Source organism: Xanthomonas sp. WHRI 10204 (assembly GCF_040202875.1).
Taxonomy (GTDB): domain Bacteria; phylum Pseudomonadota; class Gammaproteobacteria; order Xanthomonadales; family Xanthomonadaceae; genus Xanthomonas.
Window position 1 is genome coordinate 103,096 of record NZ_JBEGDW010000005.1, and the last position, 12,928, is coordinate 116,023.

The 12,928-nt window shown below is 59.8% G+C and carries 12 protein-coding genes; 9 read left to right on the plus strand and 3 right to left on the minus strand.

The window, feature by feature from the left end; genetic code table 11:
* Nucleotides 1-8: 8 nt before the first annotated feature.
* Nucleotides 9-974 carry a hypothetical protein gene (locus tag ABQZ00_RS22775; RefSeq protein WP_323539181.1) on the minus strand — a complete coding sequence of 322 codons (966 nt, stop codon included), beginning with the start codon at nucleotides 972-974 and terminating at the stop codon, nucleotides 9-11.
* A gap of 164 nt (nucleotides 975-1,138) precedes the next feature.
* Here ABQZ00_RS22775 and ABQZ00_RS22780 point away from each other — a divergent pair, with 164 nt between their 5' ends.
* Nucleotides 1,139-2,659, plus strand: coding sequence for a PAS domain S-box protein (locus ABQZ00_RS22780; protein ID WP_323539180.1), 1,521 nt, complete (start codon nucleotides 1,139-1,141; stop codon nucleotides 2,657-2,659).
* A 131-nt stretch (nucleotides 2,660-2,790) separates the two neighbouring features.
* Nucleotides 2,791-2,970: a CsbD family protein gene (locus tag ABQZ00_RS22785; RefSeq protein ID WP_115514837.1), complete on the plus strand. Its 180-nt coding sequence runs from the start codon at nucleotides 2,791-2,793 to the stop codon at nucleotides 2,968-2,970.
* Between the two features lie 1,236 nt (nucleotides 2,971-4,206).
* Here the strand turns inward: ABQZ00_RS22785 and ABQZ00_RS22790 are convergent.
* Entirely contained in the window at nucleotides 4,207-4,830 is a 624-nt protein-coding gene (locus ABQZ00_RS22790) for a dihydrofolate reductase family protein (RefSeq protein ID WP_323539179.1), read from the minus strand.
* Nucleotides 4,831-5,281: 451 nt separating this feature from the next.
* On the opposite strand from ABQZ00_RS22790, the gene ABQZ00_RS22795 reads away from it, so the two are divergent.
* The 7 genes from ABQZ00_RS22795 (at nucleotide 5,282) to ABQZ00_RS22825 (ending at nucleotide 12,061) form a co-directional block, all read left to right on the plus strand.
* On the plus strand, nucleotides 5,282-6,463 hold the full coding sequence (locus ABQZ00_RS22795; protein WP_323539178.1) for an MFS transporter: 1,182 nt from the start codon (nucleotides 5,282-5,284) through the stop codon (nucleotides 6,461-6,463).
* 241 nt (nucleotides 6,464-6,704) lie between these two features.
* Complete coding sequence (locus ABQZ00_RS22800; protein WP_323539177.1) at nucleotides 6,705-7,151, plus strand: hypothetical protein; 447 nt, start codon at nucleotides 6,705-6,707, stop codon at nucleotides 7,149-7,151.
* Between the two features lie 802 nt (nucleotides 7,152-7,953).
* Nucleotides 7,954-8,484 (plus strand): hypothetical protein, encoded by a 531-nt coding sequence (locus ABQZ00_RS22805; RefSeq protein ID WP_323539176.1) that lies wholly within the window; start codon nucleotides 7,954-7,956, stop codon nucleotides 8,482-8,484.
* A gap of 16 nt (nucleotides 8,485-8,500) precedes the next feature.
* Entirely contained in the window at nucleotides 8,501-8,872 is a 372-nt protein-coding gene (locus ABQZ00_RS22810; protein WP_323539175.1) for a hypothetical protein, read from the plus strand.
* 9 nt (nucleotides 8,873-8,881) lie between these two features.
* On the plus strand, nucleotides 8,882-9,535 hold the full coding sequence (locus ABQZ00_RS22815) for a hypothetical protein (protein ID WP_323539174.1): 654 nt from the start codon (nucleotides 8,882-8,884) through the stop codon (nucleotides 9,533-9,535).
* 20 nt (nucleotides 9,536-9,555) lie between these two features.
* Complete coding sequence (locus ABQZ00_RS22820) at nucleotides 9,556-11,451, plus strand: XVIPCD domain-containing protein (RefSeq protein WP_323539173.1); 1,896 nt, start codon at nucleotides 9,556-9,558, stop codon at nucleotides 11,449-11,451.
* Between the two features lie 388 nt (nucleotides 11,452-11,839).
* On the plus strand, nucleotides 11,840-12,061 hold the full coding sequence (locus tag ABQZ00_RS22825) for an XAC0095 family protein (RefSeq protein ID WP_323539172.1): 222 nt from the start codon (nucleotides 11,840-11,842) through the stop codon (nucleotides 12,059-12,061).
* A 76-nt stretch (nucleotides 12,062-12,137) separates the two neighbouring features.
* On the opposite strand, the gene ABQZ00_RS22830 is transcribed toward ABQZ00_RS22825, so the two are convergent.
* Complete coding sequence (locus tag ABQZ00_RS22830; RefSeq protein WP_323539171.1) at nucleotides 12,138-12,860, minus strand: SIR2 family NAD-dependent protein deacylase; 723 nt, start codon at nucleotides 12,858-12,860, stop codon at nucleotides 12,138-12,140.
* Nucleotides 12,861-12,928 lie beyond the last annotated feature (68 nt).

Here is a 12,928-nt window from a genome sequence, read left to right on the forward strand (position 1 = left end):
GCAAGCGCTTATACCTCGATGATCGGGTCGGTGCGGCGGCCGATACGGCCAGCGCCAAACGCAATGCCGGCGCCCAGGATCAATAGCACCAAGGTGGTCCAGGCCGCGCGCGACACGCCACGGGCAGCTACATCACCGGCCTCACGGGCCTTCTGCTCGGCGGTGCGCTTGAGCGATGCGTACTGCGCCATGGCCTGCTGATAGGTCTGCGCGTAGTTGTCGGCAATCTGCTCGGCCTGCGCGCGCGGCTTGCCGGTGCGGGCCATGATCAGGTTGACCAGAGCATCGCGGTCGGCGGCGTCGATGGCCGGCTTGGCCTGGGCACGCACCCGGTCGAACCAGGCGGCAAAGGCGTCTGGTGCGGCCTGCGGAGTCTGCGCCGCGTCGCTGGCGGTGGCCTTGCCGTCGTTGCTGGCACCTTCAGCCTGGTCCTTCAAGCGCTCGGGGTTGAGCTCGGCCTTGCCGGTCTGGCGCAGCACCGTTTCCAGCTGGCCGCGCAGGTCGCCCCATTCCAGGTCGATGCCCTGCTTCTTGAGTTCATCCTGCACGCCGTTACCCAGCGTCGGTGCGGCGGCGGCAATGCCCTGACCGGTCAGCGACAGGCCCTTGCCGACCACGCCGGACACCGCGCCCACCGCGCTGCTGGCCAGCGCGGCCACCAACCAGAGGGTCACCAGCGAGGTCACCGCCCAGCTCAGCAGGCCGTGCGTGCCGCCACGAGAGGTAGCAAGCCGGCCGGCGACAAATGCGCCCACCGCCATCGAAATCAGGGTGCTCACGCCCAGCCAGATGCCGGCGCCGGTGCCCAGCCCGCTGACCGGGTTGACCTCGCGCAGCGGGTCGATGGTGGACGCGCCGATCGCGGTGCCCAGCACGCTCAGGGTCAGATAGGTCACCAGCGCGACGGTGCAGCCGGCGAGCACGGCGCCCCACGACATCTTGGGAGCGTAGGAAGGACGGATAACCTGTGCCATGGAGTGGCCTCGTTACAGTGGAAAAGTGCGGCTAGTGTGGGAGTGGCACCGGCTGGACGCCTGAGCCGAATGCACCAGTGCAGCTAGTGCATTCGCGTCAGGCAGCCGCTACCGTGAGCGCCCACTGTTGGTTTCTACCGCCGTTGTTTGCCCAAGGGTCACCCATGTCGTCAGGCAGTGAAGCCGCATCCCCCAGCAGCCCGCCCAGTTCCACCAATCGCCGCCAGTTGCAGCAGATCATCACCGGCCTGAGCGAAGGGGTGATCCTGATCGAGCCGGATCAGACCATCACCTGGGCCAACGAGGCCGCGCTGGCCATGCATGGCGCCAGCGAACTTGCCGAGCTCGGCGCCACCGTCAGCGATTACCGCACGCGCTTTCAGTTGCGCTATCGCAACAACCATCGCTTGAATGCCGGCAACTACCCCATCGACCGCGTGATTGCCGGCGAAGTCTTCAACGACGTGGTGGTGGAAGTGGTGCGCGAAGGCACCGATGCGCAATGGGTGCACCGCGTGCGCAGCCTGGTGCTCACCGACGCGCAAGGCGAACCGGATTGCCTGGTGCTGATCGTGGCCGACGCCAGCGATTGGGCCAGCGCCGAACAACGCTTCGAGCGCACCTTCAACGCCAATCCTGCGCCGGCCTGCATCTGCCGGCTCGACGACAAGCGCTACATCAAGGCCAATCAGGGCTTTCTGGAAATGACCGGCTACACGCGCGAAGCGGTGGTGGGCAAGAGCGTGTTCGAAGTGGACGTGATGGAAATGGCCGACCGCCGCGAGCTGGGGCTGGAGCGGCTCAACGAGGGCGCCACCATCCCGCAGATGCAGGCCGAACTCAGCCTGCCCGATGGCACCACCAAGCTGGTGGTGGTGGCCGGCCAGCCGATCGAAATCGGCGAAGAAGCCTGCATGCTGTTTACCTTCATGGACCTGGAACCGCGCCGCCGCGCCGAAGTGGCGTTGCGTCAAAGCGAGGAGCGCTTTGCCAAGGCGTTTCGCATCACCCCGGTGCCCACCCTGATGTGCAATGCAGAAACCTTGCAGATCGTGGAAATCAACGACGCCGTCTCGCAGATCACCCAGTACGCCACCGAAGACATCGTTGGCAAACCCATCGAAGACATCGGCCTGTTTCCCAGCCGCCAGGCCTACCAACAGTTTCATCGTGCGCTGGCCGAGACCGGCAGCATACTCAATGTCGAATACGCCATCGCGCGCAAGGACGGCGAGCAACTGGACTGCCTGGTCTCCGCGGAAACCGTGAGCATCCACGGCGTGCAGTGCTATCTGCTGTCGCTGATGGACATCACCGACCGCAAACGCACCGAGATGGAACTGGTCACCGCCATCGAAGCGGTGATGCAGGACGCTTCGTGGTTCAGTCAGAGCCTGCTGGAGAAACTGGCCAACGTGCGCCGCGCCAATCGGCCCAGCCAGACCAGCGGCTGCGGCATCGCCGAGCTCACCGACCGCGAGCGCGACGTGCTCGGACACATCGCCGAAGGCCTGGCCGACAAGCAGATCGCGCAGGAACTGGGCGTCTCGCCCAATACGGTGCGCAATCACGTGGCGGCGTTGTATTCAAAGATCGACGTGCATAGCCGCGGTGAAGCGATTGTCTGGGCACGCGAGCGCGGCTTTGTCGGTCGTAGCGCCAAACCGGCAGCGCGCAAGAAGTAACTGCACACGTGGCGCGAATGCACTAATGCATTTAGTGCATTCGCAACTGGGCCGGCCACGCGCGAGCGCACATCATGCTCACACCGGCCCGGAGACACTGGCCGGGTTCCCCAAACTACGAGAAACGTCCCATGGATAAGAACCGTATCGAAGGTACCGCCAAGCAGATCAAGGGCTCGGTCAAGGAAGCCATCGGCCGTGTCACCGGCGACAAGAGCACCGAGCTGGAAGGCGCCGCCGAAAAGAATATCGGCAAGGTGCAAGCCAAGGCCGGTGAAGTGGCCGACAAGGTGCGTGACGCTTCGAAGTAAGCGTGGCGTGAGGGTTTGCGAGGTTGCAAGAGTGCGAGAGTTGGCGCGATAAGTTGATGGTGCGACGAGTTGCAGGCGGTAGCCGAACAGCAGCTTGTCGACGCCTTGGCTTCAAGTAGTAGTGCGGTTGTGCCAAGCAAGAGCTAAGGCTGTTCCAAGCAAGAGCTGAGTTGGCCGAATCGAGTAGCAACTTGGTTGGCCGGATGAGGTGTCTGGATGGATGAGGTGTCTGGATCATCTGCTTGCTACGCCGGATTATCTGCTCGTGTCGACTCGCGCTACCCATTAACTCGCGTTGCACAGCGTTAAAACGCTGGACACCCTCACCACCAAGCGCCAAACAAACAACGACGCCCCGACTAAATCGGGGCGTCGTTGTTTTTATCGTATCCAGTCAAAGCCCAAGTTACTTGGTCACGCGAAACCCAGCTAACGCACGCCCGGCAAGTCAACCAAAGCACGTGCAGCCTCCCTTCTCCCCTCGGGAGAAGGTGGCCCAAAGGGCCAGATGAGGGTACGGGCGAAGCCTGATGCAACTGAGCCATCAAGTGTGGCCGTACCCTCACCCCAACCCCTCTCCCGCAGGGAGAGGGGCTAGTGGCCGCATACGTCCAGCACATCCATCTGCGCCACGGCCATCGCGCTGGTCTAGTGTTCGTATGCAAACCAACCGAAGCACTTACAGCCATTCCCTTCTCCCTTCGGGAGAAGGTGGCCCAAAGGGCCGGATGAGGGTACGGGCAAAGCCTGGTGCAACTGAACCACCAAGCATGGCCGTACCCTCACCCCAACCCCTCTCCCGCGGGGAGAGGGGCTAGTCAGCGCGTACATCCAACCCATCCGTCTGCGCCCTGAGGCAATCACGCCGTTCAGCGCTCGCATCGCGCCACGGCCATCGCGCTGGTCTAGCGTTCGTATGCAAACCAACCGAAGCACGTACAGCCATTCCCTTCTCCCTTCGGGAGAAGGTGGCCCGAAGGGCCGGATGAGGGTGCGGGCGAAGCCTGATGCAACTGAGCCATCAAGTGTGGCCCGTACCCTCACCCCAACCCCTTTCCCGCAGGGAGAGGCTAAACACCGCGCACGTCCAGCAAGCGCTGTCACAGCGCCTTTTCCCTGTGTCACGTGGTGCGCATCAATGGTTGCTAGCGCTGCAACCATTGATGCGCAGCACTGTTGTTATGGTTCGCCCGATGCCAGCAACTGTGCACTGGAAGATGACGCCGACGCCCTTACTCACACCGGCCGATACGTCTGCGCCATAAACCCGCTTGGGAAGGTCTTGGTGCCGATCAGCGTGAGCGGCCGTGGTGCGGGCAGGCCATCGAAGATCGGCAGGCCCTTGCCCAGCACGATCGGGTATACGCCCAGCACGTACTCATCGACCAGATTGTGCGCAATCAAACTGCGCGCAAACGCCGCACCGCCATGCGCGATGATCGGCTTGTCACCGTGCGCCTTGAGCTTGGCCACTTCTTCAGCCAGATCGCCACTGGCCACATAGGCCTGCGACCAACTCTGCGCGCCAGCCTGCAATGGTGCGCGTGCCGCGTCGGCCTGTGCCTGCGCAGCCTGGAGCGCGGTAACGGCCGCTTCCAATACTGCTGCGCCCTGCGCAGAGAACACCGCCTTGGGGATCTGATTCATGGGCGGCGCAAACGGGGAGGTGGCTGTTGGCCAAAAAGTCGCCATGCCCTGAAAGACGCGGCTGCCCATGATGTGCAGGCTGGCCTCCCACGCAGTGGCGACCTTCCAGGCGATCGCCTCCTGGTCACCGCTGAATATCCAGTCCACCTCGCCATCCGGCCCACTGACAAAGCTGTCCAACGACACCGACATCATCAATTTCAGCTCACCCATTGCAGTTTCCTCGTGCGCGCCGGCGGGAGCTAGACGGCGGTGGGCGGGATACCAGCCTTGCAACAACGACAAGGGGACTGTACGAAATTCGACATACGTCTGCACCGCGTTGCCTGCTGCCATACAGACCGTCCGGCAGCGAGAGCAGCCTTGCGGCAAGGCTGGGACAGTCTTGGTCCCCGCTTCTGACGATCAAAGGAGCTTCGCTGGCATCTTTTGGGGTGCTGCCGCGTCATCTGTCCAGGCATATCTAATCGACTCGCGAGCGAGAGCAGCGGGCAGGCACCTGCAGTAAGCTCATCGCCACTACACGACCGCGTCTGATTGGGTCCCGTGCCATGCCAGCAGCCGTAAGCACCAGGCATTACTCACCTTCAACTCGGCGTCCGCGACCAACATTGCGGTGCGCACCCATAAGGCGCATCCGATGACGCACGCCGTGCCAGCACCCATGCGACCCAGCACTGCGCTGGTGGTGATCATCGTGGCGCAGTTGCTGGGCACCTCGTTGTGGTTTTCGGCCAATAGTGCGGCCGACGACGTGATGCGGCAGTGGGGCGTGGGTGCAGCGGCCATCGGGTTGCTGACCATGGCCACGCAGGTCGGTTTTATCCTGGGTACGTTGAGCTTTGCGCTAAGCGGGTTGGCCGACCGGTTTGCGGCCAGCCGCATCTTTGCCAGCTGCGCGGTAGGCGGGGCGGCGTGCAATCTGGGCTTTGCGGTGTTTGCCAGCGATGTCGCCACGGGGATGGTGTGGCGTTTTGCGGTGGGGCTCTGCCTGTCCGGCATCTACCCGATCGGGATGAAGCTGGTGGTGCAGTGGGCGCCGCAACATGCGGGCAAGGCGCTGGCGTGGTTGGTCGGCATGCTCACGCTGGGCACCGCGTTGCCGCAGGGCATCAAGGCGGTGGGCGGCGCGTTGCCGTGGCAGACGCCGATCCTGGTGGCGTCGGTACTGGCTGTGATTGCGGCAGGGATGATCCTGCGACTGGGGCCAGCTGAGTCTGCCCCGCGACGGGCGGGCGGCAAGCTGGCGTTCGGTGCGGTGTTGCAGGCGTTTTCGCTGAAGGACTTTCGCGCAGCCACATTTGGCTACTTCGGCCACATGTGGGAGTTGTATGCGATGTGGACGCTGACGCCGCTGCTGATCACCCGCGCCGGGTTGGCACAGGCGCTTGGGCTGAGCACGGCCACGTTGGCGTTTGCGGTGATTGCAGCAGGTGCCGTGGGCTGCGTGTTGGGCGGGCAGTTGAGTGCGCGCATCGGCAGCGCGCGCGTGGCAGCGGTGGCGTTGCTGATGTCGGCACTGTGTTGCCTGACGTTTCCGTGGGTGGGTGCGCAGTCGGGCTATGCAGCACTGGCGTTGATGCTGGTGTGGGGCGCCAGTGTGGTGGCGGACTCGCCGCAGTTTTCTGCATTGGCTGCACGTGCGTGCCCTCCTGCCATCGTGGGCAGCGCGTTGTCGATGCAGAACGCGATTGGCTTTGCGATCACGGTGGTGGCGATCGGCGTGACCACGCGGTATGTGGACGCGCTGGGGCTGCACATCGCGTGGGTATTGCTACCTGGCCCGCTGCTTGGGTTGCTGGCGCTGATGCCGTTGTGGCGCAAGCGGCCAGCAACTTCAGCGTGATGTGATGCCAGAAGCGAGCGCCGCGCGTTGTGGCGCAGTGCGCTACCCGGCAAGGGGTATCGAAGTCGGCAGAAGTGGCGCTAGATGCCGCGCATACGGTTGAGGGGGCCGATCTTTCGTAGCGGCATCCTTGTGTCGTCGTGGCGACCGGCGCCAGAGACAGGCCCTGAGTACCAAGCGGACTGAAGCAACCGCGCATGCAACGTGTGGGCTAGGATCGCTGCGGACCGGGGAGAACACCATGGACAGGATCACCATCGCGCGCCGTGGCGCGCTGACGCTGACAGCGCTGTGCATGCTCGCGTGTGCACAAGGCGCGCAAGCGCAGAGCATGCGCTCGGCCACTGGCAAGGCGAACAGCAAGTACATCCCGCCAACGCGGCAACCGTACAACTCCATGGCGCGCGACACCACGCCCTTCAATTGCGAGCAGCACCACGCACACCCGCATCCGGGCATGGTGCGTTACTGCCAGAGCATCGAGAACATGATGCTGCGTAACGAGGCGCGCAACCAAGGGCGCCCCGCTCCGTCGGATTCCATCATTGCGCTACCGGGCCTTGGCACGGCAGAGGCCAAACAGCTGGGTTACGCCTGCGTGGGCGGGCAAGCGATGAAGCGGCTGCGCAATGGATGGGAGCAGGTGTCGGCTGCTGCGGGTGGGTGGCAGCGGTGTCAGGGTGGATAGGTGAACCTATTCTCCGCCAGCTCTGAACAAGGCCAACATCCGCCAGGAAACAGCGGCGCTGATCAGAAATGAAATCCCCACCGCTAGCACCGGAGCGAAGCGCAGTGGCGTACGGCTAAACCCTGACCACGGGAATGCCCGCTTGATCAGCAAGAACGGATATACCAGCAAAACCGCGAAGAAAGTGGGATCCCAGCTGAATCTGTCGCCACCACGCAGTGAATTGCCCATTTCTTTCACTGTGGCGCGCATAGACGTTGGAGTGAGCGATGCGATTTCGGAGAAAGTATGTGTCGACAGCGAGAGTTAGCATCACTAACGTCGCTGTATCTGCCCCGGAGCGAGTCAGCCAAGAGAGCCAATCTCCCACCCTTTTTTGTGACGAAGATGCTTGGTCATGAATAGGAGCAGATGTGTGCGGCGCACAAGCATTCTGCGGGACGTTGTGAAGCGGTTGCCTGGGCGACAGCGTCTCTGTTTGGCAACTCAAGCGCATCGCGAGATCAACTTCATGCAGATCACAGCTTATCGGCAGTTTCCAAGTTCCATAGTTAACGTTGATAAATCGATGAATCATATGCTCTAGAAGCAGCAATTTTACGAGTAGGAACTAGACACGTGAGATAGCTGATGGCACTGCCAAGTTGCTAACGTATGATCACTAGCCCGTATGGACGAATTGCTGATGAGGCCTACCAAAGTTGCGCTAGTCTCATTCTTCGTCCTCTGCTTATGCTCGCTATGTGCATGCGCGCATACGACTACCAATCCAACCTCGCGACTTCCAGAAGAGCCACGCGCAATGACGACGCCTGAGACCTCAATGGTCAATCCCACGCTTAGCGCCGTTGAAATCGCTGAAAAGTTTTTGAAGTTGCTGGAAGGGTTGCAATCCAGAAAAGATCTGACCGTTGAGCGGATACGCGAAGTCACCGGGGTGTCTCTAAGAAAAGTTTCCTTCCCTTCCGAAAATCTTGAGTCATATATATATGGCCAGGCGCTTGGCAGTGGCTGGAGCTACTCATTAGAGCTCATCCCCGAGTCTCCCTCTCTGAAACAGGGAATAAGCCTATCCTTCATTAGCGAAGGTGATGACTATTCCAGCCTAGAAAGCAATTGCGTTGATTTTGAGAATTACAAGAATTGGCTGATAAACGCCGGGTTCATCGATTCGCCCGTATACGGTGAAGTAGGCCAATTGCAAAGTTGGCGGCTTTCCAAATTTGCGAAGGACGGGAGTGGGAACGATATTATTATCTCGATGGTTCCACAGAATGAGATACCTGGTTCGCCTGGTAGGCTCTGCGTCAAATCAGTTGGTACATTGAATTAATCAAGGATGGATGCTGATGGCGACTCCGAATCCACAACTTGAAGCGGCGTTAGCCCAGTTTGCTGGTTCTGGTGTAAGCCAGTATCAAGTTGCCCAGTTGCGTGGTGCGCTTGCAAAAGATATGACAGGCAATCGGCGGTCAACCATCAATGCCTCACCGTTTTTAGCCAACGAGCTCAAAAAGTCTGAGGCTCAGATCGATCAATCACACACGTATAGCCAGGGGAGAGCACAGTTTGAGGACTTTGGCTTCCTAAGGCTTGGTGTAGCGGCTGAAGGTACTTACGGCGGCAGCAACAGGATCATGAGCTTGCCACTGCGAGGAGTTCATGCCGGCTTGGTAGCTAATCCTTATCCAGCCTTCTATGCTCCACAATTCATCTCTTAGGATCCGCTGATGCGCTTCTCCCGAGTCGCCCTGCTCTTCCTAACCGCACTCCTTGTGCATGCATTGGGCGCTTGCGCGCATACAGCATCCCAACCCCTGAAGCCGCTTGCGAAGGAGCACGCTGACATGACCTTGCCTGAGGCCGTCACGGCCGACAAAATTACGCTAAGCGTTGAGGAGATCGGCAATCGGTTCTTGAAGCTGATCGAGGGGCTGGACTCTCGTGATGACCTAAGTCCTGAACGCATTCGGGAAGTCATGGGAATCACGCTTAAGAAGCCAGACCCAGGAAAACTGGCGGTGGGATACTGGAGCGTCGATCTGGCAGATGGGTGGCGATATGCCTTTACTTACGTGCCTGAATCCCCTTCTTTGTTAAAAGGGGTCGATCTGACATTTCAAAACACTGCAGATGATATGGCAAACATGTCTGCGATTTGCGGGCTGGATTTCAATCATTACGACAAAGCACTCCGAGCAATGGGTTTTGATGCGTCGCCCACGTACGGTCCGATTGGTCAGTTAGAAGATTGGCGCTATACAAAGCTATCTAAGAATGGTGCCGGGGGGAATATCGTCATATCAGTAATTCCTCAAAATTTGAATGGCCGCGAACCCACGCAACTTTGTGTCAAGTCGATTGGCACATTGAACGGGCGCTAGGTCACTCAGGAGAATAAGACATGGCGAAGCCAAGCCCACAGCTAGAAGCCGCGCTCTCACAGTTCTCTGCTGGGCAAGGCGTCAGTGGGGACCAAGTAACACAGCTCCGCAATGCGCTAGCTTCCGATTCCAAGTTGCTAGCTCAGTTTGAACAGCAAGCGCAGGCCGGGCAGCTTCGTGGTTTTGCTGTGCAAGCTGCGAATAACCCGCAGCCGAATTTGGCAGGAACCTACGATAAGCAGAGTGGGGTCATTACGCTACCTGCGGCAAGCTTGCAGCCATCTGGTACCACGGCAACAGCCGATTTGAAAAGCGTCTTGCAGGTTCAACAGATGTCGGTGTCATTCGCACACAGTACCTATCAGGACTTAGCCAGGAACTATCATCCTGTCACTCAGGATATGCTCGACAATCTTCAGTCGAGTATCAACAAATCGCCCTATCTTGCTGACGAAATCAAGAAAGCGGCTACGACTATCGATACATCCGATAAGAGTAAGCCGCAAAGAGCTCAACTTGAAGGCTTTGGGTTCGTTGGGCCTGACGTAGCTGCGGGAGGGACGTATGACGGAAACCAAAAGGTCATGAACCTACCAACGATTGGGCTGCAATCGGCATCGCCCTCTACTCCGGGCGGGCGCTTCAACCCACAAGATCTCACATTCGTCTTGGGCCATGAAATACAACACAGCTCTAATCACAAGGCTAAGAATCAAGCGACAGCACAATTCTTAGCTGATGTTGATCGTCAAGCCAAGGTCGCCGGCCCGGTACACGACTATACCGATGAGCTGGCGGCGTACATTCAGGCGGGGCGGGAAGACGAGGCGAAGGCAGAGATTGCTGGTTGGAATGCTTTGCTTAGCCGCGAGAAACAGCTTAGTCCCGCTGCAAACGGCTTGGACTTGATGATGGCCGCCCGAACCACGAGGCAGATGGACTTCATATCAAGGGATCCTGCTAATCCAGCAGGAGCGATAGCGAAGCCGAACCTCGCCTTCAACCAAGACGGCAGCCTTTCACAGACGCCAGGCAACATCGCGGCGATGGGGCAGCATTATTTTGATCGGCCTTCACCGCTTTACGCGCAGCCAGGTCAACGCCCGGTGGGTATTGGCGAGCACCGCAATCAGGCTGGGCAACTGCAGCCCACTGCGGACTACCCCAATTACTACGGCACGTGGGCCGTGGAGCAAATCCTACAGGCAGAAGACAAGGCAAACGTGCTGTATCAAGGTGCCCGCCCGAAGGTGACTATCGATATGGCGGCGTTGGGCTTGAAGGAACACCTTATCGAGAACGAAGGCCTGGACCGAGGCGCAAACAAGACGCCGTTTCCGTATCACGACAGCAGCACCGCGCCGCCCACCTTGCACCATTTCGATCACACCCAAGATGGCAGCGTGCGTCCGTCGCAGGACCACACCTATGTGCCCGTAGTGCCCAGCACACCTGCGTCTACCGAGCGACGTGGCCCAGACGATCCCGCACACCCCGACCACACCATGCTGGAGCAGATCCGCAATGGCGTCCGCAAGATCGATGAAAGCGTGGGCAAGCCGTACGATGAGATGAGCGAGCGCGTTAGCCGCAGTCTGTTGGCGGTATGCAAGGACAACCGCGATGCCTATCCGGGTACCGGCGACCGGTCGCTGGCAGACAACGCACTCAGCCGCGTGGACCATGTGGTGATGGGCAAGACGGGCAACGTGTTCGCAGTGGAGGGGCGACTAGATGACCCTGCACACAAGCGCGTGCATGTGGACATCGATCAGGCGATCCGTACGCCGGTCGAACAGTCTGACCAGAAGCTGCTGGCCGCCAATCAGACCATCGCCCAGGAACGCGCAGTTGCCCAACAGCAGGAACTGGCACGCGGGATAAGTGAAGCGACTCAAGGCCCGCCCACTCGATAGGGCATCAGATCACCGCGAACATCTGATGCTCAAGGGCATAAGCATCTTTGGCAGCCTTCGAAAAGTGCGGGCAAGCGCCCGTAAGCAGTGACGATGGCGGGTGAAGAGACCTCGCCAGACAGCGCGCTTGACCCTGCCAACCGGTCCCCGCACACTCCGACACGGAGCCTAGAAACTCTACACAGACAGCGGCACCCACCTCCGAGAATTTGGTGGGTTTTTTGTGTCCGGTCGGACGACCGGGCACGGCTCGGCGTTCTTGCGCCGGGAGGGCGGCGAATACAACACCCGCAAGGGGAATAAGCCCGCCGGCTGTCTGCGGTTTCTAGCCTCCCGGCATCCCGCTGCGTTGTGCAGCGGGAGTCGTCCCAGGCCAAGGAGATGCGCCATGCACGACGAACCCTGCTACTGGATGTCCGAAGGCACGCAATACCACCTGCTGCGCGTACGCGACCAACTGCGCCTGCTCGCCACTCTAGCGACACCGCGTTCGCGCGAAGAAGGCCCCATGGGCATGCCGGCCATTCCACTCCAGCAGTGGGCGCACTGCCTGCAGCACTTGGCCGAGCAGGTGGACGATGTGCTGGAGCATTTGGGTGGTGTGTCGTAACCACATGTCGTCGCAAGCGTTGGCTAAGCTGACGAAGAACCTGTTGCTCTAATTGCCCTAAGGTGCAGCCGCGTTTTCAACGACCGCTAGGACTCACCTCCGCACGAGCGAGCCATTTCTTACTCAAACCTGGAACGACAGTAGCTGCCGCTCCACGAAGATATGCGAAACCGTAAGGAATTTTATCCATCTCCAGCGAAACCAGCACTTTTTCGGCGCGGCCACGGGCAGCCTTTACCAGTGAAGCCGCGGGGTAAACCGTGAGCGACGTACCGACAACTAGCACTCTGGCGGCGGTAGAGACGTGCCACTTTGCCTCATCCATGTATTGCGTCTCTTCGCCGAACCAAACAATGTCCGGCCTGAGTTGAGTGCCATCTTCACAGCACTGCCCTAGCGAAATCGCCGAATCGTCTATGCGGTAGCGCTTTGGGTTTTCAGAGGTCCCACGCGCATAAGCAATTTCACCATGCAGGTGAATCACCTTACTGGAGCCGGCACGCTCATGGAGCCCGTCGACATTTTGCGTAACAACGACAACTTCAAATGATTGCTCCAGCTCCGCTATTGCAAGATGTGCTGCATTTGGCGCAGCATGCCATGCCTTCAACCGACGCTCGTTGTAAAAGGCTAGAACAGCTTCTGGACGTAGTTCCCATCCCTCAGGGCTGGCAACCTCTTGCCACGAATAGTTGTTCCATAGGCCCTTAGCATCCCGGAATGTGGGTAACCCACTCTCCGCGCTCATGCCGGATCCAGACAGAACAACTATCTTTCTTGGATCAACCTCAGGTTTCATGGTGACTCTGGCATCTTTTGGTCAGTCGACGCAGGTAGCATCAGCGCCTGTGGTGCTGGCTAAGGCCG

Bases quoted from the DNA above. Each gene is read 5' to 3' on its own strand.
- ABQZ00_RS22790 (WP_323539179.1), bottom strand. From the start codon at position 4,830: ATGGGTGAGCTGAAATTGATGATGTCGGTGTCGTTGGACAGCTTTGTC.
- ABQZ00_RS22825 (WP_323539172.1), top strand. From the start codon at position 11,840: ATGCACGACGAACCCTGCTACTGGATGTCCGAAGGCACGCAATACCAC.
- ABQZ00_RS22785 (WP_115514837.1), top strand. From the start codon at position 2,791: ATGGATAAGAACCGTATCGAAGGTACCGCCAAGCAGATCAAGGGCTCG.
- ABQZ00_RS22775 (WP_323539181.1), bottom strand. From the start codon at position 974: ATGGCACAGGTTATCCGTCCTTCCTACGCTCCCAAGATGTCGTGGGGC.
- ABQZ00_RS22815 (WP_323539174.1), top strand. From the start codon at position 8,882: ATGCGCTTCTCCCGAGTCGCCCTGCTCTTCCTAACCGCACTCCTTGTG.
- ABQZ00_RS22810 (WP_323539175.1), top strand. From the start codon at position 8,501: ATGGCGACTCCGAATCCACAACTTGAAGCGGCGTTAGCCCAGTTTGCT.
- ABQZ00_RS22780 (WP_323539180.1), top strand. From the start codon at position 1,139: ATGTCGTCAGGCAGTGAAGCCGCATCCCCCAGCAGCCCGCCCAGTTCC.
- ABQZ00_RS22795 (WP_323539178.1), top strand. From the start codon at position 5,282: ATGCGACCCAGCACTGCGCTGGTGGTGATCATCGTGGCGCAGTTGCTG.
- ABQZ00_RS22805 (WP_323539176.1), top strand. From the start codon at position 7,954: ATGACGACGCCTGAGACCTCAATGGTCAATCCCACGCTTAGCGCCGTT.
- ABQZ00_RS22800 (WP_323539177.1), top strand. From the start codon at position 6,705: ATGGACAGGATCACCATCGCGCGCCGTGGCGCGCTGACGCTGACAGCG.
- ABQZ00_RS22830 (WP_323539171.1), bottom strand. From the start codon at position 12,860: ATGAAACCTGAGGTTGATCCAAGAAAGATAGTTGTTCTGTCTGGATCC.
- ABQZ00_RS22820 (WP_323539173.1), top strand. From the start codon at position 9,556: ATGGCGAAGCCAAGCCCACAGCTAGAAGCCGCGCTCTCACAGTTCTCT.